Origin of the sequence: Streptomyces hokutonensis, assembly GCF_000376565.1 — a bacterium.
GTDB lineage: Bacteria > Actinomycetota > Actinomycetes > Streptomycetales > Streptomycetaceae > Streptomyces > Streptomyces hokutonensis.
In genome coordinates this window covers 65,793-84,149 of the sequence record NZ_BARG01000027.1, presented here as the reverse complement: position 1 = coordinate 84,149, position 18,357 = coordinate 65,793, and the positions used below count along the sequence as shown (strand labels likewise).

18 protein-coding genes are annotated in these 18,357 nt (G+C 71.7%); 10 read left to right on the top strand and 8 right to left on the bottom strand.

The window, feature by feature from the left end; all coding sequences use genetic code 11:
• The first annotated feature begins 73 nt into the window (after positions 1-73).
• Positions 74-2,449, top strand: coding sequence for a SpoIIE family protein phosphatase (locus tag SSP08S_RS15555; RefSeq protein WP_019068544.1), 2,376 nt, complete (start codon positions 74-76; stop codon positions 2,447-2,449).
• A gap of 6 nt (positions 2,450-2,455) precedes the next feature.
• Here SSP08S_RS15555 and SSP08S_RS15550 read toward each other — a convergent pair whose 3' ends face one another.
• Positions 2,456-3,007 carry an RNA polymerase sigma factor gene (locus tag SSP08S_RS15550; protein WP_019068543.1) on the bottom strand — a complete coding sequence of 184 codons (552 nt, stop codon included), beginning with the start codon at positions 3,005-3,007 and terminating at the stop codon, positions 2,456-2,458.
• Positions 3,008-3,053: 46 nt separating this feature from the next.
• Here SSP08S_RS15550 and SSP08S_RS15545 point away from each other — a divergent pair, with 46 nt between their 5' ends.
• From SSP08S_RS15545 to SSP08S_RS15530, 4 genes are all read left to right on the top strand, one after another.
• Positions 3,054-4,427: a serine/threonine-protein kinase gene (locus SSP08S_RS15545; protein WP_019068542.1), complete on the top strand. Its 1,374-nt coding sequence runs from the start codon at positions 3,054-3,056 to the stop codon at positions 4,425-4,427.
• A 123-nt stretch (positions 4,428-4,550) separates the two neighbouring features.
• Positions 4,551-5,252: a DUF4232 domain-containing protein gene (locus SSP08S_RS15540; protein WP_019068541.1), complete on the top strand. Its 702-nt coding sequence runs from the start codon at positions 4,551-4,553 to the stop codon at positions 5,250-5,252.
• A gap of 166 nt (positions 5,253-5,418) precedes the next feature.
• The gene (locus SSP08S_RS15535; RefSeq protein ID WP_019068540.1) at positions 5,419-6,573 is read left to right on the top strand and encodes an SLC13 family permease; all 1,155 of its coding nucleotides are present in this window, start codon (positions 5,419-5,421) and stop codon (positions 6,571-6,573) included.
• 16 nt (positions 6,574-6,589) lie between these two features.
• A complete protein-coding gene (locus SSP08S_RS15530; protein WP_019068539.1) occupies positions 6,590-7,084 on the top strand; it encodes a universal stress protein in 495 nt (164 codons plus the stop codon).
• 3 nt (positions 7,085-7,087) lie between these two features.
• Here the strand turns inward: SSP08S_RS15530 and SSP08S_RS15525 are convergent, their stop codons facing one another.
• On the bottom strand, positions 7,088-8,887 hold the full coding sequence (locus tag SSP08S_RS15525; protein ID WP_043259472.1) for a ricin-type beta-trefoil lectin domain protein: 1,800 nt from the start codon (positions 8,885-8,887) through the stop codon (positions 7,088-7,090).
• Between the two features lie 576 nt (positions 8,888-9,463).
• On the opposite strand from SSP08S_RS15525, the gene SSP08S_RS15520 reads away from it, so the two are divergent.
• Positions 9,464-10,243 (top strand): phytanoyl-CoA dioxygenase family protein, encoded by a 780-nt coding sequence (locus SSP08S_RS15520; RefSeq protein ID WP_019068537.1) that lies wholly within the window; start codon positions 9,464-9,466, stop codon positions 10,241-10,243.
• A 45-nt stretch (positions 10,244-10,288) separates the two neighbouring features.
• Here the strand turns inward: SSP08S_RS15520 and SSP08S_RS15515 are convergent, their stop codons facing one another.
• A complete protein-coding gene (locus tag SSP08S_RS15515) occupies positions 10,289-11,260 on the bottom strand; it encodes an aldo/keto reductase (protein ID WP_019068536.1) in 972 nt (323 codons plus the stop codon).
• Positions 11,261-11,918: 658 nt separating this feature from the next.
• On the opposite strand from SSP08S_RS15515, the gene SSP08S_RS15510 reads away from it, so the two are divergent.
• Positions 11,919-12,773: a hypothetical protein gene (locus SSP08S_RS15510; protein WP_245607889.1), complete on the top strand. Its 855-nt coding sequence runs from the start codon at positions 11,919-11,921 to the stop codon at positions 12,771-12,773.
• On the opposite strand, the gene SSP08S_RS15505 is transcribed toward SSP08S_RS15510, so the two are convergent.
• Together SSP08S_RS15505 and SSP08S_RS15500 are read right to left on the bottom strand one after the other, a co-directional pair.
• Complete coding sequence (locus SSP08S_RS15505) at positions 12,770-13,294, bottom strand: flavoprotein (protein WP_019068534.1); 525 nt, start codon at positions 13,292-13,294, stop codon at positions 12,770-12,772. The two genes, SSP08S_RS15510 and SSP08S_RS15505, sit on opposite strands and share 4 nt — an antisense overlap.
• 9 nt (positions 13,295-13,303) lie before the next feature.
• Positions 13,304-13,762, bottom strand: a complete 459-nt coding sequence (locus SSP08S_RS15500; protein WP_019068533.1) for a nuclear transport factor 2 family protein — start codon at positions 13,760-13,762, stop codon at positions 13,304-13,306.
• A gap of 98 nt (positions 13,763-13,860) precedes the next feature.
• Between SSP08S_RS15500 and SSP08S_RS15495 the strand changes: the two genes are divergently transcribed.
• The gene (locus SSP08S_RS15495) at positions 13,861-14,412 is read left to right on the top strand and encodes a TetR/AcrR family transcriptional regulator (RefSeq protein WP_019068532.1); all 552 of its coding nucleotides are present in this window, start codon (positions 13,861-13,863) and stop codon (positions 14,410-14,412) included.
• Between the two features lie 2 nt (positions 14,413-14,414).
• Here SSP08S_RS15495 and SSP08S_RS15490 read toward each other — a convergent pair whose 3' ends face one another.
• Entirely contained in the window at positions 14,415-15,077 is a 663-nt protein-coding gene (locus SSP08S_RS15490; RefSeq protein WP_019068531.1) for an FMN-dependent NADH-azoreductase, read from the bottom strand.
• A 68-nt stretch (positions 15,078-15,145) separates the two neighbouring features.
• On the opposite strand from SSP08S_RS15490, the gene SSP08S_RS15485 reads away from it, so the two are divergent.
• The gene (locus SSP08S_RS15485) at positions 15,146-16,024 is read left to right on the top strand and encodes a sigma-70 family RNA polymerase sigma factor (protein ID WP_019068530.1); all 879 of its coding nucleotides are present in this window, start codon (positions 15,146-15,148) and stop codon (positions 16,022-16,024) included.
• Between the two features lie 60 nt (positions 16,025-16,084).
• On the opposite strand, the gene SSP08S_RS15480 is transcribed toward SSP08S_RS15485, so the two are convergent.
• Positions 16,085-16,294, bottom strand: a complete 210-nt coding sequence (locus tag SSP08S_RS15480; RefSeq protein WP_019068529.1) for a ferredoxin — start codon at positions 16,292-16,294, stop codon at positions 16,085-16,087.
• Positions 16,295-16,307: 13 nt separating this feature from the next.
• A complete protein-coding gene (locus tag SSP08S_RS15475; protein WP_019068528.1) occupies positions 16,308-17,531 on the bottom strand; it encodes a cytochrome P450 in 1,224 nt (407 codons plus the stop codon).
• Between the two features lie 358 nt (positions 17,532-17,889).
• On the opposite strand from SSP08S_RS15475, the gene SSP08S_RS15470 reads away from it, so the two are divergent.
• Complete coding sequence (locus SSP08S_RS15470) at positions 17,890-18,339, top strand: nitroreductase family deazaflavin-dependent oxidoreductase (protein ID WP_019068527.1); 450 nt, start codon at positions 17,890-17,892, stop codon at positions 18,337-18,339.
• The last annotated feature ends 18 nt before the right edge of the window (positions 18,340-18,357 follow it).

Below are 18,357 nucleotides of genomic sequence, written 5' to 3'. Positions count from 1 at the left end.
GACTGTGACGCACTAGGCTGGAACACAAGTGGCCTGGTTGTTCACTGTGAGTGCGCGCGATGGAGTGGCGAGGATGAGTCCGGTCTACCCGTTCGACGATGCCGCGACGGCGCGGGTTGTCATCGACGATGCCGGAACTCTGGTGGAGTGGAACGAGGGGGCACAGCGGCTCCTCGGCCACACCGCGGGCGAGGTCGTGGGCCGCCCTGCCGTACGGCTGCTGGCCGGTGGCACCGGGGCCCTCCCGGTTCCCACCAGTGCCCGCTGGGACGGCACGGTCACGCTGTGGCACCGGGACGGCCGGGCCGTGCCGGTGTGGCTGCTGGCCCACCACCGGCGTCCCCGGGACGGCGGTCCGGGCGACTGGCTCGTCGTGACACCGCTGGAGGGCGGCGGCCCCCGCGCCGACGAGGACCCCCTCGCGACCGCCGCGCTGACCCAGTCGCCGTGCGCCATCGCGGTCTACGACGAGCACCTGCGGCTGAGCCGGGTCAACGACGCGATGGCCGAGGTGATCGGTCTGCCCGAGGAGCGCATCCAGGGTCTGCGGATCACCGAGATCGGCGGCAAGACGCAGAGCGCGGAGCTGGAGCAGTACATGCTGCGCGTGCTCACCTCCGGCACCGCCCAGGACTTCCAGATCTACATGCGCACCGGCGGCGAGGACGCCGCGCACGCCTGGCTGGCCCGGATGGCGCCGATCACCGACGCCGAGGGCCAGGTGCGGGGCGTGTGTCTGGCCGCGCACGACTTCACCGAGAACTACCTGGCGCGCGAGCGGCTGCAACTCGTCAACGAGGCGAGCGTGCGCATCGGCACCACCCTCGACGTCACCCGTACGGCCCAGGAGCTCGCGGATGTCTGCGTGCCGGCCCTGGCCGACTTCGTGAGCATCGACCTGCTGGACCCGCAGGAGCACGGCGGCGAGCTGCCGACGGCGATCGTCGCGCCGGTGCGGCTGCGCCGGACCGCGCACACCTCGGTGCAGCACGGCAGCCCCGAGGCCGTCGCCAAGCCGGGCCAGTCGGACCTGTACCCCGACCAGTCCCCGCAGGCCGACGCGCTGGTCGCGGGCCGCACCCTGGTGGCCTCGGGCCGGGACCTCGAACTCTGGCTGGCCTGGGACAGGACCCGCACCAGACGTGTCCAGGAGTACGGCATCCACTCCTCGATGGCGGTACCGATCCAGGCCCGGGGCGTGACCCTCGGCGTGGCGGTCCTGACCCGGTACCGGCGGATCGACCCGTTCACCGAGGACGACGTGCTGCTGGCCGAGGAGGTCACGGCCCGGGCCGCCGTCTGCATCGACAACGCCCGCCGTTTCTCCCGCGAACGCGAGACCGCGCTCGCCCTCCAGCGCAGCCTCCTCCCCCGCAAACTGCCGCGCACCGCAGCTCTGGAGGCCGCCTCGCGCTATCTGCCGGCGGCGCGTGCCGGGGTCGGCGGCGACTGGTTCGACGTGATCCCGCTGTCCGGGATGCGGGTCGCCATGGTCGTCGGGGACGTCGTGGGCCACGGCATCCAGGCCTCCGCCACCATGGGCCGGCTGCGCACGGCCGTCCGCACCCTGGCCGACATCGACCTGGCCCCGGACGAGCTGCTGACCCACCTGGACGACCTGGTCGTACGGCTGTCCGCGGAGGCCGGCGGCGAGGGCAGCCCCGGCGAGGTCGGCGCGACCTGCCTGTACGCGGTCTACGACCCGGTGTCCCGGCGCTGCACGCTGGCCCGCGCCGGACATCCGCCGCCGATCATGATCCGGCCCGGCGGCCCGCCCGAGCACATCGACCTGCCCGCGGGACCACCGCTGGGCCTCGGCGGACTGCCCTTCGAGTCGGCCGAGTTCGAGCTGCCCGAGGGCACCGTGCTCGCGCTGTACACCGACGGGCTGACCGAGAACCGCGAGCGGGACCTCGACGACAGTCACCGGCTGCTGTTCGACGCGCTGTACGCCTCCTCGGACTCCCTGGACGAGACCTGCGACCGGATTCTGCACGCCGTGCTCCCGCCGGGCGGTGCCGCCGACGACGTGGCGCTGCTGCTGGCCCGCACCCAGGGCCTGCCCGCCGAGCAGGTCTCCACCTGGGACATCCCGGCCGATCCCTCACTGGTCGCCCCGATCCGCAAGCAGGTCGTCGAGCAGCTCGACACCTGGAACCTCAGCGAGGCCGGGTTCACGGCCGAGCTGGTGGTGAGCGAGCTGGTCACCAACGCCATCCGCTACGGCGCGCACCCCATCCGGCTCCGCCTCATCCATGACGCGGCCACGCTGATCTGCGAGGTGTCCGACACCAACCACACGGCCCCGCATCTGCGCCGCGCCAAGACCTGGGACGAGGGCGGGCGCGGGCTGCTGCTGGTCGCCCAGCTCACCCAGCGCTGGGGCAGCCGGCACACGGCCGACGGCAAGACGATCTGGGCGGAGCTGTCGCTGTTCGACGAGGACTGAGCGGGGTCAGGAGAGGTCGGTCAGCCAGGGCCTGACCTGGCGGCGGGCCTCGTGCAGCCGGGACTTGAGCGTGCCGAGCGGGATGCCCAGGCGCTCGGCGATCTCGGCGTACTCCAGCTTGCAGATGTCCCGGTACACCAGCGGTTCGACCAGGTGCGGGGACTCCCGCTCGAGGCGCTCGATCGCCTCCAGGAGGTCGATCTTCGACCCGGCGATCACACTCGTGGTGCGCGGGTCGACGTGCTGCGACACGTCGATCACGGCCGGCTGCTCGGCGGCCCGCCGCTTCAGCTCGCGGTACTTCTGCCGGGCGCCGTTGGCGACGACCGTGTAGAGCCAGGTGCTGAAGAGGCTGCGGCCCTCGAAGGTGCCGATCTTCCGGGCGACTTGCAGCAGTACGTCCTGTGCGGCCTCCTCGGCGTCCTCCCGGCACGGAAGGAACCGCCCGCACCGCCGTACCACGTCGGGCTGGATCGTCCTGAGCAGCGCGTCGAGTGCGGCCGTGTCACCGGCTGCCGCGCGCCTGGCCAGCTCCTCGGTCGGCGCCGTGTCCTGCACTGGATCCACTCCTCCGCCTCGATCTCCGAGCAGGCATGATAGTCCCATGCACTACGTCGAACAGATCGGCCGCTACCGCCTTGAACGCCGCCTGGGCAGCGGTGCGTTCGGCACGGTCTGGCTCGCGCACGACGACGAGCTCGAAGCCCCGGTCGCCGTGAAGGTCCTCGCGGAGAACTGGGCGCACCGCATGGACATCCACGAGCGCTTCCTCTCCGAGGCCCGGCTGCTGCGCAGGGCCGGTTCGAACCGTGTGGTGCAGGTCTACGACATCGGTGAACTGCCCGACGGGCGGCCGTACTTCGTGATGGAGTACGCCGACGCCGGCACCTTCGCCGATCTGCTCGCCGCCGGTCCGCTGCCCGTGCCCGAGGTGCTGCGGCTGACCGCGCTGGCCGCCCGGGGTGCCGCCGCGCTGCACGAGGCGGGGATCGTGCACCGGGACATCAAGCCGACGAATGTGCTGCTGCGCACCGCCCCGGACGGCACCGCGCGGGTCCTGCTGGCCGACCTGGGCCTGGCGAAGAGCCTGGCGCAGGCCTCGGGTCTGACCCTGGCCGCTGGTTCGGCGGGCTATCAGCCGCCGGAGCAGGCGCAAGCCGGCTCGGGCATCGACGAGCGGGCCGATGTGTACAGCCTGGGCGCGCTGGGCTACGAGATGGTCACCGGCACGGTTCCGGGAGCGCCCGGTCAGGTCGTACGGCCGGACCGGCTGCGGCCCGACCTCTCCCCCGAGGTGCAGCGGGCCCTGCTGCGGGCGCTGGAGCCGGACCGTGAGCGGCGCTGGCCGACGGCGCGGGCGTTCGCGGCGGAGCTGGAGCGGCTGGCCGCCGAGGCCGCCCCGGTGCACAGGCCGCGGGGCCGGCACCGGGGGGTCGCGCTGATGGCGGGACTGTTCGTCGTCGTGGCCGCCGGGACGGCCGTCGCGGTGCTCAACCTGCCGTCGTCGTCCGGGAGTTCGGTACTGACGGTCAAGGACAGCACCGGGCGCGTGGTGGTCGAGGTGCCGGGCTCCTGGGGCCGTCAGCTGCGCGACTCGGGCTGGGATCCGCACGCGATCGGACTGACCGCCGGGCAGGAACCGGGGTTGGCCGTCGCCGACGACCTGGCGAAGTGGCCGGACCTCTCGGCTGACGTGAACGGCGTGTTCGTCGGCCTGAGCGAGCACGGCAGCGTGGCGACCAAGGTGGACGCCATCGCGCACTCCGGCTGCCACTACGACGGCAGCCGCGCCTACTCCAGCGCCACGTGGAGCGGCACGATCCGCACCTGGAGCGACTGCTCGGGCGGCACCGGCACCCTCTCGGAGACCGCGCTGCGCCTGGTCGGCGGCGCCGCGCAGCCCCAGGTGTACGTCCAGATACGACAGCACAGCGGCGACGCGACCGCGCGCATACTCCGCTCGCTCCGGGTCACCTGATCCACTGTCGTAGTCACTGTCGTAAAAAGTCGTCGATCCCGCGAACCTTTCGGTGCGCACGCGCATCGGACCCCTGTGACAGCGCGCGAGGCGCTGTGGGGTGAACTTCCAGGAGTGTTGAAGATGGCGAACACGTCCCAGTCCCTGCGCCGGGCGGCCCTGCTCGTGAGCGCGGTCGCCGTACTGGGCCTGACGACGGCCTGCGGCGACGGGAGCGGCACGGTGAGCAGCCCGCAGACCCAGTCGGGTACGGCCGCCCCCGCCGGCGGCGACGCCTCGGCCGACGGGTCCGGCACGCCGGTCACCTCGTCGAGCGGCTCCGACACCGCCACCGGTTCGAACTCGGCCTCCACCTCGTCGGGTTCCTCCACGTCCACCTCGTCCGGCTCCGGCGTCACCACCGGCAGCCGGTGCCACACCTCCGAGCTGACGGCCACGGTGGGCGGCAACGACCCGGGCGCCGGGCAGGAGAACTTCCCGATCGTCCTCACCAACTCCTCCGGCCGTACCTGCACGGTGCGCGGCTATCCCGGCGCCGCGTTCGTGAACGCGTCCGGCACCCAGCTGGGCCCGAACCCCGTGCGCGAGACGGGCAGCACCGCCACCACGGTCACGCTGAAGCCGGGGCAGAGCGCCTGGGCGGGGCTGACCTTCTCCAACCCGGAGATCAGCGGCGCGAAGACGGCGACCCCGACCACGCTGGTGGTGACCCCGCCCGACGAGAAGGACCCGCTGAAGGTGAAGTGGACGGCCGGCGCGGTGCCCGTGTCGGGCAACTCGTCCTCGGTGCGGCTGACGGTGTTCAGCGCGGGCACGGGCGCCTGAGCGCGGGCTTCGCGCCGGGGCCTGGTTACATGGGGCGGGCACCACTGCCCGCGTCCCGGAGGACCGTCCCCTGAACACCCCGCTCGCCGAAACCCTGTCCGTCGTCCTGCTCGTCGCCGTCCTGGTGTGGGCCGTCGTCCGTCCCTTCGGGTGGCCGGAGGCGGTGATGGCGGTCCCCGCCGCCGGGGTCGCCGTGGCCACCGGGGCGATCTCGCTCGACCACGCGCGGGCGGAGGCCGAGCAGCTCGGACCGGTGGTCGGGTTCCTCGCCGCGGTCCTGGTGCTCGCCCACTTCTGCGATGTGGAGGGCCTGTTCCGGGCCTGCGGGGCGTGGATGGCCGAGTGGGCGAAGGGCAGCCCGGGCCGGCTGCTGACGGCGGTGTTCGCGCTGGCCTCGGCGATCACGGCCGTACTCAGCCTCGACGCCACCATCGTGCTGCTGACACCGGTCGTGTTCGCGACGGCGTCCCGGATGGGTGTGCGCCCCAAGCCGCACGTCTACGCCTGTACGCATCTGTCGAACACCGCCTCGCTGCTGCTGCCGGTCTCCAACCTCACGAACCTCCTCGCGTTCGCGGCGAGCGGCCTGAGCTTCACCCGGTTCGCCGGGCTGATGGTGCTGCCCTGGCTGGTCGCGATCGGTGCCGAGTACCTGGTGTTCCGGAAATTCTTCGCCCGCGACCTCGCGGCAGCCGCGCCCTCACCCACCTCCGGCGACACGCCCGAGCTGCCGGTGTTCGCGCTGGCGACCGTCGGCTGCACGCTCGCCGGGTTCGTGCTGACCTCGGCGATCGGCATCGACCCGGCGTGGGCCGCGTTCGCGGGGGCGCTCGTCATGGCCGGCCGGGCGCTGCTACGGCGGCAGGCGACCCCGATGACGGTCGTACGGGCCGCCGCTCCGTCCTTCCTGGCGTTCGTGCTGGCGCTCGGGATCGTGGTGCGGGCGGTGGTGGACAACGGGCTCTCCGACGCGCTCGGGCACGTCCTGCCCGGCGGGACCGGGATCGCGGCCCTGCTCGGGATCGCCGCGCTGGCCGCCGTACTGGCGAATCTCATCAACAATCTGCCGGCCGTACTGGTCCTGCTGCCACTGACCGCGCAGTCCGGGCCGGGGGCCGTGCTCGCCGTGCTGCTCGGGGTGAACATCGGGCCGAACCTGACCTACGCCGGGTCGCTCGCGACGCTGCTGTGGCGGCGGATCGTGCATCAGCACGAACACGGCGTGGATCTCAAGGAGTTCACGAAGCTGGGGCTGCTCGCCGTGCCGTCGGCGCTCGTCCCGGCGACGGTGGCACTGTGGGTGTCGCTCCAGGTTCTCTGACACCGAGGGAGACCGAATGCGTGTGATCGCCTGGCTGGTCGAGGGCACCTGGCCCGCCTGTGTGGATGCCGTACGGACGCATGCGCCGGAGGATTCCGAGGTGGTGCTGCTGCATGTCAGCGGGCCCGATGTGCCCGGTCTCGCGCACGGGGCGTTCGCCGGGCTGCTCGGGCGGGGCGGTCCGGCGCGTGATCCCGGGACCCGGCTGGAGGATCTGGGCAGTACGTCGGCGGCGGAGCTGCTGGACGCGGCGGCCGAGCGGCTGGGGCGGCCGTGCGAACGGCTGGAGCGGGCCGGGCGGGTCGAGCGGGAAGTGGTGGCCGTCGCCGGGGACGCCGATCTGCTGGTGCTGGCCCGCGACGGCGACCGGGCCCGGCTGGGCCCGCACAGTCTCGGGCCCGCCGTCCGGTTCGCCGTCGATCACGCGCCCTGTCCGGTGCTGCTGGTGTGGCCGGAGGCGGCGCCGGGCATCTCGACCCTGCCGCCGCCACCGCCGCACCCTCCGCACTGAGGCTCAGTGGCCGTGCCCGCCACCGCCGTATCCGCCTCCGTACCCACCGCCGTATCCGCCGCCCCAGCCGCCCTGGCCGCCGCCCGAGCAGTAGGTCGGGTAGTAGTCGCAGTAGTCGGTCGGCGCGGAGGTCGTCGGCGTGGGCTGCGGGGTCGACGCGCTCGGCGTCGGCGTGGGCGTGGCCTTCGGGGTGGGCGTGGGCGTCGGAGTGGCCTTCTTGACGGTCGGCGAGTCGGTGCTGTCGGTGTCCCAGTTGACGACCTGCATCTGCGGGTCGGCCTTGGACGTGTCGAAGACCCAGCGCTGCGCCGTGCCGTCCGCGCGCGTCTTCAGGACGAGCGCGCCGCCGCCGTCGGTGGAGGCGGGGGTCAGCGCCTGGTCCTGGTTCCAGCGCGGTACGAGGATGCCCTGGAGGGTGAAGTCGTAGCGGATGTTCTTCGCGGTCGCCGAGGTCGCGCTCGTGCAGGGGGCGAGCGTCACCTCGTAGGCGAGGTGCGAGTCGAGGCAGAGGCCGGGGTCGGCGGTGCTGCGCAGTTGTCCGTCGGTCTCGTACGACCACTGCTGGCCGGCCGACGACGAGCAGGTCTGCAGTTCGGCCTCGGCGCCCTTGAGGGGCTTGTTGCCCTCGATGCCGATGCACAGGCCGGAGTCCACGTTGTGCAGGCGGCCGCTGAGCGTGCCCTGCGTGGTGTCGTTGGCGCCGACCCAGGAGGGGTTGGCGGACTCCTTGCCGGTGCCGGAGGCGCCGGTGGCCTGGTTCTCGGTGGTGCTCTTGGCGCCGCCGGAGCCGCCGGCGGACCACAGCACGAGCGGGAGGACGACCAGTCCGCTCACGGTGAGCACGGCCGCGGTGAGGTTGCGGCGGCGGACGCGGCGGGCCGCCTTGTGGGCCGATCTGAGTTCGCCGCGGCGCGGGCCGGAGCGCAGGGCGAGTTCGGTGGAGGCGGACGACATCTGGGCGGGCAGGTTGCGGCTGCCGGCCCTGACCTCCAGGTAGGCGCGTGCCCCCCAGCCGAGCACCGCTTCGGCGAGCGCCACGCCGAGTCCGGCGTTGAACTGGTTGAGCTGGTCGGCGGTGTGCCGGCAGTGCTTGCAGACCGTGAGGTGCATGCCGAGGTCCGGGTCGACCTCGGCGCCGCCGCGCCGGAAGGTGACGTCCAGCAGCCGTATGTAGAGCTGGCACTCGTCGTTGTGGGCGAGTTCGCGGTGGACCAGGAGGCATTCCTCGCGCAACCGGACGACGGCGCGGCCGAGTTCGATGCGGGCGCCCTCCTCGTCGAGGCCGACGAGTCCGGCGGCTGTCGCGGCCGGCTCGTTCTCGACCTCGAGGTGCCACAGCAGGGTGCGGGCGGTCTGGGGCAGCCGCTGGAACGCGCGGGAGAGCAGCCGACGTTCGGGCACGGGGAGCAGCCGGGCCGCGACGCGGTCGCCGTCGCCGGCCGCCGAGCGAAGGTCGGGGTGGAGCATTTCCTGCCGGCGGTCGGTGTCCCATTCCGCGGCGATACGGCGGACGGTCACCAGTACCTGGGGACGCCAGGCAGCGGTCGGTCCTGACTGCCGGAGGGATTCCCCGAAGAGCCGGGTGAAAGCGGCCGTGGTGAGCATTCCGGCGTGGTGCGGCCCGTCGGTGCACAGCCCCGCATAGGCGAAGGCGGCTTCCCAGTGCCGGTCCAGCAGTTCGCCGACCGGTTGCAGCGCTGGCGTCGTCCCCGTCCACTTCTTCAGCTCGGCGCTGAGCTGCTCGTCGGTCACTTCGAAGTGGTGAGCGGAAGTCGGGGAATTCGAGGGACCTGGGTCCGTCACGGCTGCATTCCTCCAGGTGAAACGCGGAATATAGTCCATACCGGCGGGTATGCGACTGTGCCGACGAGCCGACAGGGTCCGCCCGTCCGATTGACGGCAACTCCAACATCCGCCTGGGGCAGCTCTTTTGAAGCAAGGGGAGTGGCGTACGGGAGCGGCCTCGTGCGTGCAGAGGGGAATCATCCAATGTCCGCACGCCGACAGGCACACCTTTGCACAGGTCAGCGAGACGGAACAAGGTCTTCCGAGGTTTTGTGCATTGCGTTCCGGCACCCTTCATTTGACGATTCGTCAATGGGGTCCGTTATGGGATTGCCACCGTATCCACACGGGAAATCCCAAAACCATTGGCCGGTGGCAGCCGGGTGTGTCCGGCACACCGGTCGGGCACCTCGCCGCTCCTCCCGTCTTCCCAGGTCATGTTCGAGCCGCCGGGCCGATGGCCCGACCGCACGGCGCCACCACGGGAGTTGACACCTGCCACTCCCGCACCGATGAGAGCGTTCACGGCCAACCAATAGGCGGGCGCCCGGCCTCCTGACACTGTGGAGTGACACCACACCGAGGAGGTCCCGCATGACAGCCACGGACATCGGCGCGTTCGAGGAGGACGGGTTCACGGTCGCGCGCGGATTGTTCAGTCACGACGAAATCGACCGGCTCTGCGACCGGTTCACGGCGCTGCGCGCGGCGGGTCCGCTGCCCGGCCACTTCGCGCCGCGCGCCTCCGGCGATCCGCTGCTGGCATATCCGCGGGTGATGCACCCGCACGAGATCGACGACCTCGCCCTGCGCTTCCTGCTGGACCCGCGGTTGCGGGACGTCCTGGAAACCCTGTTCGGCGAGGAGGTGCTGGCCGCGCAGAGCATGTTCTACTTCAAGCCGCCGGGGGCCCGGGGGCAGGCGCTGCACCAGGACAACTTCTATCTGCGGGCCGAGCCGGGCACCTGTGTGGCCGCGTGGATCGCCTGCGACGAGATCGACCGGGAGAACGGCGGCCTGGAGGTCGTGCCCGGCACCCATCGCATGGACGTGTTCTGCCCGGAGGAGGCGGATCCCGGCGTGTCCTTCGCCCGCGAGTACGTTCCCCCGCCGCCCGGGCTCTTCGCCGTACCGGTCGACATGGCACCTGGAGACGTGCTGTTCTTCAACGGCAGCCTGGTGCACGGCTCGCAGCCCAATCGCAGCGCGGACCGCTTCCGGCGTTCGTTCATCGGTCACTACGTGGGCCGCTCGGCCGACCGGATCGGGAGTTTCTACCGCACGATCACGATGAGCGGCGAACGGGTGCCGCTGGATGAGAGCGCCGGAGCCGGGCCGTGCGGCACGGAGTTCGCACCGCACGGCCCCCACTGACGCCTCGCGTCAACTCGGCCTGAGAACAAGCCTGTTGACGATATGTCAGGAATGACCACTGATCGCGTGCGGAGTGTAGGGCTGCTCCAGCTCCTCGATCTCCTTGTCGCTCAGCTCCAGTTCGACGGCGGCGACGGCGTCCTCGATGTGCTGCGGCTTGGCCGCGCCGATGATCGGTGCGGCCACCGTGCCCTGGTGCAGCAGCCAGGCGAGGGCGACCTGGGCGCGCGGGACACCCCGGTCGCCGGCGATCCGGGTGACCGCCTCGACGATCGTCCGGTCGCCGTCCTGGTAGAGGCGGTTGCCGAAGTTGTCGGTGCTGCTGCGCTCGGTGGTGGTGCCCCAGTCGCGGGTGAGGCGGCCCCGGGCCAGCGGGCTCCAGGGCAGCACGCCGACGCCCTGGTCCGCGCAGAGCGGCAGCATCTCGCGCTCCTCCTCGCGGTAGAGGAGGTTGTAGTGGTTCTGCATGGACACGAACTTGGTCCAGCCGTGCCGCTCGGCGATGTGCTGGTGCTTGGCGAACTGCCAGGCGTACATCGAACTCGCCCCGATGTAGCGGACCTTGCCCGCCTTCACCAGGTCGTGCAGCGCCTCCATGGTCTCCTCGACGGGAGTGTGCGGGTCGGCGCGGTGGATCTGGTAGAGGTCGACGTAGTCGGTGCCGAGGCGTTCGAGGCTGTGGTCGATCTCCGCCATGATCGCCTTGCGGGAGAGTCCGGCGCCGTTGGGTCCCGGGTGCGTCCGGCCGTGCACCTTGGTGGCGAGCACGACCTCGTCACGGCGGGCGAAGTCGCGCAGCGCCCGGCCGGTGATCTCCTCGCTGGTGCCGTCGGAGTAGACGTTCGCGGTGTCGAGGAAGTTGATCCCGGCCTCCAGCGCCTGCCGGATCAGCGGGCGCGACGACTCCTCGTCGAGGGTCCACTCGTGGGTGCCGCGGTCCGGGAGTCCGTAGGTCATGCAGCCCAGAGAGATCCGCGAGACGTCCAGGCCGGTCGAACCGAGCTTCACGTACTGCATCGTTGCTGCTCCTGCCTTCGAGTTCGGTACCGCTTTGGAGCGTACGACTTCGTGAGTGCTCGAAGGCGGCCACGTACGCGGCCCTCGACGATGCCTGCGTCTCCGTCACCGGCCTAGGGCCTGTCCGGCGGATCATGCCGCAGACGCGGGGTGTGGCACGCACTCCCCCACTGCCTTAAAGGCGTGGGGGGACCCCCAGCGGCGTTGTCGTCGGTCGCCGACGCCCCCCCGGCCTTCGGCCGGGAGGTGCCCCCACCGCGTCGACTCCCTCCTCCGCCTTGCAGCTGCACGCACCACGCCCCGCTCCCCTGCGCTGATCAGTTGCCGCTTCTTTCCTGCGGCCTGATCCGCCGGACAGGCCCCTAGTGGTGCGCGCGGCCACGGACGGCTACCCGCGCCCCATCGGGCACGCGGCGACGGCGGCGCCGCCGGTCGAGCGGGTCCGGGACCTGCGCGCGACGACCTCGTACGGGCGCTTGGAGAGCGGCCGCAGCCGGAGCTGCGGGCGTCGTGCTCCACGGGCACCGGCCGGCGTCCGGCGTTGGTGTGACCGGCCCCGGACGCGCGGCGTGGGAGCGGTCGGGCGGGTTGCGGGGGTGCGCATCCTCGGTGCGGACGACCGGCGCCCGGCCGGTCGTGGCCGTACGGGAGGAACGCCGTGCCGAGACGTTGGACCGGACTGAGGACCCTGTTGGGGGCGGCCGTGCTGCCGCTGGCCCTGGTGTCGCCCGCGTGGGGCGACACGGATCCGGCGCCGCCCCCGCCCGAGCCGCCGTCGACGCTGTGCGCGCCCGCGGGCACCCTGCACGGCCCGCGCGGAGCGCATGCCATGGTCAGTCTCTGCGCGGGCAGCGGCACCCCGACCATGGCGGTCTCGGCGCCCGCGACCTGCCGGCAGCTCCGGGCGACCGTCCAGTACGCGTGCCGCAGCTCGGGCACCTGGACCGCGCGGCGCGCCGGCGAGACGGTCGCGTCCGGCACGCTGCCCGGGTCGGGGCAGTATCCGGGGCCGGGGACGTACGACTTCACGGCTACCGTGCGCGTCCGCTCGATGCCCGAGGGAGTGGATGTGGAGGGCACCGTCCGCGCGACGCTCACGCTGACCGCGCCCAGGCCCAAGGCGACGCACGGCATCGAGGTCGACCGGAGCACCCTGGCGCCGAACTCCGTGACGACGCTGACGTACACGGTTCAGCGGCACAGTGACGAGGGCGACGGCAGCGCGCGGTTCGGGCTCATCGCGGAGGAGGGCACCGGGGCGGAACTGACCACGGCCGACCCTCGCTGCGTCAATCCACTCATCGGCCGCCATCCCGCGCAGGACCGGCTCCCGCACGCCCTGGACTGCGCGCTCACCGATCTCCAGCCGGGGCACCCGGACACCGTGGTGGTGCGGGTCGCCCTCAAGTCCCGCTGTTCCACGGTGGTTTCGAAGCTGGGCTACTGGATGCCCCAGGGCCAGACGCTCTACACCGGGGGCATGCTGGCCGGTCCGACCGTGACCTGTTCCTAGAGCAGGTCCAGCGCCTTCGTCCAGCCGAACTCCGGCCGCCCGCCGCCTTCTTGGGCCGCGCCGGAGTACGGCTCACCGAAACGGACGCCCATCTCGCGCAGCCGTGCCAGGCTCGCCCGGTAGGCGGGGTGGGCGGCCAACGCGTCGGCCACACAAGGGAGTACGACGGTCGGGACACCGAGGCCGTACGCCTCGCAGAGGGTGCCGAGGGCGAGGGTGTCCGCCGTACCGGACGCCCATTTGTTGATCGTGTTGAAGGTGGCGGGCGCGACGATCACGGCGTCCGGGGGCGGAAAGGGGCGCGGGTCACCGGGAGTTCGCCACGCCGAACGGATCGGCCGGCCGGTCTGCGCCTCGACGGCGGCCGTGTCGAAGAAGCCGCTCATCGCGACCGGGGTCGCGATGACCCCTACCTCCCAGTCCCGCTCCCGCGCGGCGGCTATCAGCCTGCCGACGTCCACGGCGACACCGGCGGCGCAGACGACGACGTAGAGGAAGGGTTTCCCGTCCGGTTCGGTCATCCGGGAACCCTACTGAAGCGGGAACGACCGCCCGCGTTCGGCTTCCGGGCGCGCCCCGAACAGACGCCGTTCCTTCTCCTCGATCCGCGTGTCGTTGATGCTCGCCTCGCGCCGGGTCATCAGCCCGTGCTCGTCGAACTCCCACAGTTCGTTGCCGTACGACCGCCACCACTGTCCGTCGGCGTCCCGGCACTCGTACTGGAAGCGGACCGCGATGCGGTTGCCGTCGTAGGCCCAGAGGTCCTTGCGCAGGGCGTACTCGTGCTCGCGCTCCCATTTGGCGGTGAGGAAGTCGACGATCTCGGCGCGGCCGGTGACGAAGGTGTCGCGGTTGCGCCAGACGGAGTCCTCCGAGTAGGCGAGCGCGACGCGCAGCGGGTCACGGGTGTTCCAGGCGTCCTCGGCGGCCTGCACCTTCTGGGCGGCGGTCTCGCGGGTGAAGGGCGGGAGGGGCGGGCGGTCGGCCATGGTCGTCTCCAGAGTGGGGAGCAGTGTGAGAACGAGCGTTCTCCGGACGACTGCTAACGTAGAGAACGGTCGTTCTCACGTCAAGGAGAGGTCGTTTCATGGACAGTGCGGTCGCCCGGGAACAGGCGCTGGACGCCGCCGAGAAGCTGTTCTACGGCCGGGGCGTACAGGCCGTCGGCATGGACGCCGTCCGCACCGCCTCCGGGCTCTCCCTCAAGCGGCTCTACCAACTCTTCCCGGCGAAGGACCAGTTGGTGGAGGCGTATCTCGAACGGCGTGACCTGCGCTGGCGCGGGCGCCTCGCCGAGCACGTCGAGCGGCACGATGATCCGCGGGAACGAATTCCGGCCGTCTTCGACTGGCTGGAGGAGTGGTTCGGCGAGGCCGACTTCCGGGGCTGCGCGTGGATCAACTCCTACGGCGAGCTGGGCGCGAGCTCGGAGCGGGTGGTGGCCCAAGTCCGGGCGCACAAGCGGGCGTTCCGCGACTATCTGGCCGGTCTCGTGGCGGACGCCGGACTGCCCGCCGTACTGACCGGGCAGGTGTTCCTGCTGGCCGAGGGGGCCATGGTCACGGCGGGCATCACCGGGAGCGCGGAGCCGGCGGCGGAGGCGCGCGAGGCGGTGCGGTCGCTGCTGGGGGCCGTCTGAGGTCAGACGGCGGCGAGTGCCGTCAGCGTGGCGCGGGCCCGGGCGAGGGAGGCCGCCGCCAGGTTCTCCAGGCCTGCCAAGTGGGGCATGACGTCGACCCGGGTCAGGTCGGCGGCGACGAGGTGGAGGTGCTCCGGCGGTACGCCCAGGTTGCCGAAGTAGGCCTTCAGATAAGGCGTTTGGAAGTCGAAGTGCTCGCGCGGGGTGCCGGGGCCGTAACCGCCGCCGCGGGCCATGACCACGACCACCCGAGTGTCGCGCAGCAGGCTCTCGCCGGTGTCCGGATCGGTGAGCGCGCCGGGGAAGGTGACACGGTCGATCCACGCCTTCAGGCTCGCGGGGATCGAGAAGTTGTACATCGGGATCCCGAGCAACACCGTGTCGGCGGCGAGGAGTTCGGAGACCAACGGCAGCGTCAGGTCCCACTCGCGCTGCTCGGCGGCGGTCTCGATCAGCGCGGGGACCTTGGCCGGCGGGACGAAGCCCTCGCGTTCCACGCGGCGGCCGAGGGTCGTGTAGGCGGGGGTGATCGGCTCCACCGGTTCGGCGGACAGGTCGCGGTGACGGTGGTCCGCCGTGCCGTGGGTTCGCGCGAAGGTCTCGGTGAGTTGCCTGGTCACGGAGTCGGCGGTGGTGTCGGCGCTGGAGTCGATGTGCAGCAGCATGGTGTGGTCACCTCGGTCGGTTCGGGTGCGTCGGAGAGGTGACGGAGCACGACGAGGAAAGGTGACCCATGCACGGGCACGACGAACTGGCCGAGCGGTTCGAGGCGGAGCGCGGGCGGCTGCGGGCCGTCGCCCACCGCATGCTGGGCTCGCTCGCCGAGGCGGACGACGCGGTCCAGGAGACCTGGCTGCGGCTGAGCCGCGCGGGCGGCGACGGCATCGACAACCTCGCCGCCTGGCTGACGACGGTCGTCTCCCGTATCTGCCTCGACATGCTGCGCGCCCGCGCCTCCCGGCGGGAGGACCCCTACGGCGACGGGCTGCCCGAGCCGGGCGCCGGTGAGCTGCCCGAGGACGAGGCCGTGCTCGCGGACTCGGTGGGGCTGGCGCTGCTGGTGGTGCTGGACGCGCTGGGGCCGGCCGAGCGGGTCGCGTTTGTGCTGCACGATCTGTTCGCGGTGCCGTTCGACCGGATCGCGGCGGTGCTGGACCGCTCACTGCCCGCCGCGAAGAAGCTCGCCAGCCGGGCCCGGCACAAGGTGCGGGGCACACCCGTGGTGCCGGGCGCGGAGCTGGACCGGCACCGGGAGGTCGTCGCGGCCTTCCTCACCGCCGCGCGGGGCGGCGACCTGGGCGCGCTGCTCGACGTCCTGGCCCCGGACGTGGTGCGGCACGCCGAACCGGCCGCGCTGCCGCCCGGCGTACCGGCCGAGCTGCGCGGGGCCCGGGCGGTCGCCGAGGGGACGGTACTGCTGCGCGCCCGGACCCGGTTCGCCGCGCTCGCCCTTGTCGACGGGGACGTGGGCATCGTGGTCGCCCCGGGCGGGCGGCTGCTGCTCGCCCTGCGGGTGACCGTCGAGGGCGGGCGGGTCGCGGCGTACGAGGTGATCGCGGATCGGGGGCGGTTGCGGGGTGTCGAGGTGGCGGTGCTGGGGGTCGCGGGCTGACCGAGCCGTACGGCGGTGCCGCGCGGCCCGGCGGCCTGCTGCTCCGCCGACGACCCCCGCTCAGCCCGCCGTCGGTTCGGTCACCGTGATCGCGGTGACCGGGCAGGCGCGGGCCGCCTCGCGGAGCATCGGGTCGCCGTCGCCGTCCTCCTTGCCGGGCAGCACCGTGCTGTAGCCGTCGTCGTCCTGGGTGAAGACGCCCGGGGCGGCCAGGGCGCACTGGCCCGCCCCGATGCAGAGGTCCTTGTCGATGTGGATTTCGGTGTGCATGGAACGCAGCCTCTTACCAGGTCACGGGGAGTTCCAGCATCCCCTGGATCGTGTCGCCCGGTTTGAAGGGGATCTCCTCCGCCGGTGCGGCCAGGCGCAGCGTGGGCAGCCGGTCGAAGAGACTGCGCAGGGCGATCTCCAGTTCGGCGCGGGCCAGGTTCTGGCCGAGGCACTGGTGGATGCCGAAGCCGAACGAGACGTGATGACGGGTGGGCCGGTGCCAGTCCAGGGTGTCCGGGGCGGTGTAGACGGCCTCGTCGCGATTGATGACGGCGGTCGAGAAGAGGACGCCCTCGCCGGCCCGGATCGTCGTACCCTCCACCTCGATGTCCGCCACGGCGAGCCGCATCAGACCGTCCACGATGGAGAGCGACCGCATCAGTTCCTCGACCGCGTCCGGCAACAGCCCCGGATCGTCGCGGAGTTCGGCCAGTCGCTCGGGGTGTTGCAGCAGGGTGAAGGTGCCCAGGGAGATCATGTTGGCGGTCGTCTCGTGGCCCGCGACGAGGAGGATGACCGCGAAGGAGGTCAACTCGGCTCGGTCCAGGGCCCCTTCGTTCAACTGCTCGCGGACGAGGTCGTCCAGCAGCCCCTCGCCCGGATCCTGTTGCTTACGGTCGATCAACTCACCGAGATACGCGTCCAGTTGGTCGCGGGCGTCCTGGCTGTCCTCGGCCTTCGGGCCGCGCAGCAGCCGCCGGGACTGGGCCTCGAAGAACTCGTGGTCGGCGTACGGGACGCCGAGCAGTGCGCAGATCACCATCGACGGCACGGGCAGTGCGAACGCGGACACCAGGTCGGCGGTGGGGCCCTGGGCGATCATCGCGTCTAGCAGGTCGTCGACGATCCGCTGGATACCGGGCCGCATTTCGTTGGCGCGCTTGACGGTGAAGCCGGGGATCATCATCCGCCGCTGGGTGCGGTGCTTGGGGTCGTTCTCACCCAGCAGGGCGATCCTCCGGTCGCGGACCGCCGCGAAGCGTTCGTTGATCACGGGGAAGTCGGGGTGGGTGCGGTCCGTGGACAGCCGCTGGTCGGCCAACAGGGCGCGGGCGGCGGTGTGTCCGGTGACGAGCCATACGGTACGGCCGTCGTACAGCGTGACGCGGGTCAGCGGACGGTCGGCGCGCAGGGGGTCGTAGCCGGTGGGCGGGTGGTAGGGGCAGGTGCGGTTCTGGGGGAAGGCGACGGGTTCGGTCAGGTCGGTCGGAGCTGTCAGATCCGTCAGATCCGTCATGGAAGACCTCGCAGACGAAGGGTGCGTCGTGCCGATCTTCATTAGATGCCCGAGGCACCTATGGAGCCACCTCAAGTTCGGCCAGATCGGTGGTCCCTACAATCTGGCTGAACCTGACGGTCCGGTTCGCGCGGCTCCCGTCCTCGTACACGCGATGGCCGGCAGTCGGCCCCTCCCGGGCGGTGCGGCACGGCGCGAATCTGGCGCGATACGGCCGTCCGGTGGAGCCGACGGTCAGCCGGATCCCGCCGAACACGAACGCGTGGCCGAAGAGAGTCGCGGTGTGGATGAATCGCGGGTCGGCTGGTGTTGAATCTCGGTGCGAGACAGCCGTAGAACGCGAGATGGGACGGATGCCATGCCTCTTGAGGGCGAGTACGAACCCAGTCCGGCGCAGTGGGTGCGCGACCAGGTGGAGCTGTACGAGAGCTCCGGTGGCACCAAGGGGACGACCCTGATGGACACGGGTATGCCCGTCATCCTGCTGACGACCGTGGGCGCCAAGAGCGGGAAGATCCGGAAGACCCCGCTGATGCGGGTCGAGCACGACGGACGGTATGCCGTGGTCGCCTCGCAGGGCGGCGCGCCCAAGCACCCGGTCTGGTACTTCAACATCCAGGCCGACCCCCGGGTGGAGCTTCAGGACGGCCCGCAGAAGTGGGACCTGACGGCCCGCGAGGTCACCGGCGAGGAGAAGGCCGAGTGGTGGGAGCGGGCGGTCGCCGCGTATCCCCCGTACGCCGAGTACCAGACGAAGACGGACCGGCAGATCCCCGTCTTCGTCCTCGAACCGGCCGACGGCAGCTGACGCCGGGAGCCGTTCCGC

What these genes read in the sequence shown, in the direction of transcription:
- SSP08S_RS15555 (WP_019068544.1), top strand. Translation starts at nt 74, where the DNA reads ATGAGTCCGGTCTACCCGTTCGACGATGCCGCGACGGCGCGGGTTGTC.
- SSP08S_RS15545 (WP_019068542.1), top strand. Translation starts at nt 3,054, where the DNA reads ATGCACTACGTCGAACAGATCGGCCGCTACCGCCTTGAACGCCGCCTG.
- SSP08S_RS15540 (WP_019068541.1), top strand. Translation starts at nt 4,551, where the DNA reads ATGGCGAACACGTCCCAGTCCCTGCGCCGGGCGGCCCTGCTCGTGAGC.
- SSP08S_RS15535 (WP_019068540.1), top strand. Translation starts at nt 5,419, where the DNA reads ATGGCGGTCCCCGCCGCCGGGGTCGCCGTGGCCACCGGGGCGATCTCG.
- SSP08S_RS15530 (WP_019068539.1), top strand. Translation starts at nt 6,590, where the DNA reads ATGCGTGTGATCGCCTGGCTGGTCGAGGGCACCTGGCCCGCCTGTGTG.
- SSP08S_RS15520 (WP_019068537.1), top strand. Translation starts at nt 9,464, where the DNA reads ATGACAGCCACGGACATCGGCGCGTTCGAGGAGGACGGGTTCACGGTC.
- SSP08S_RS15515 (WP_019068536.1), bottom strand. Translation starts at nt 11,260, where the DNA reads ATGCAGTACGTGAAGCTCGGTTCGACCGGCCTGGACGTCTCGCGGATC.
- SSP08S_RS15505 (WP_019068534.1), bottom strand. Translation starts at nt 13,294, where the DNA reads ATGACCGAACCGGACGGGAAACCCTTCCTCTACGTCGTCGTCTGCGCC.
- SSP08S_RS15500 (WP_019068533.1), bottom strand. Translation starts at nt 13,762, where the DNA reads ATGGCCGACCGCCCGCCCCTCCCGCCCTTCACCCGCGAGACCGCCGCC.
- SSP08S_RS15495 (WP_019068532.1), top strand. Translation starts at nt 13,861, where the DNA reads ATGGACAGTGCGGTCGCCCGGGAACAGGCGCTGGACGCCGCCGAGAAG.
- SSP08S_RS15490 (WP_019068531.1), bottom strand. Translation starts at nt 15,077, where the DNA reads ATGCTGCTGCACATCGACTCCAGCGCCGACACCACCGCCGACTCCGTG.
- SSP08S_RS15485 (WP_019068530.1), top strand. Translation starts at nt 15,146, where the DNA reads ATGCACGGGCACGACGAACTGGCCGAGCGGTTCGAGGCGGAGCGCGGG.
- SSP08S_RS15480 (WP_019068529.1), bottom strand. Translation starts at nt 16,294, where the DNA reads ATGCACACCGAAATCCACATCGACAAGGACCTCTGCATCGGGGCGGGC.
- SSP08S_RS15475 (WP_019068528.1), bottom strand. Translation starts at nt 17,531, where the DNA reads ATGACGGATCTGACGGATCTGACAGCTCCGACCGACCTGACCGAACCC.
- SSP08S_RS15470 (WP_019068527.1), top strand. Translation starts at nt 17,890, where the DNA reads ATGCCTCTTGAGGGCGAGTACGAACCCAGTCCGGCGCAGTGGGTGCGC.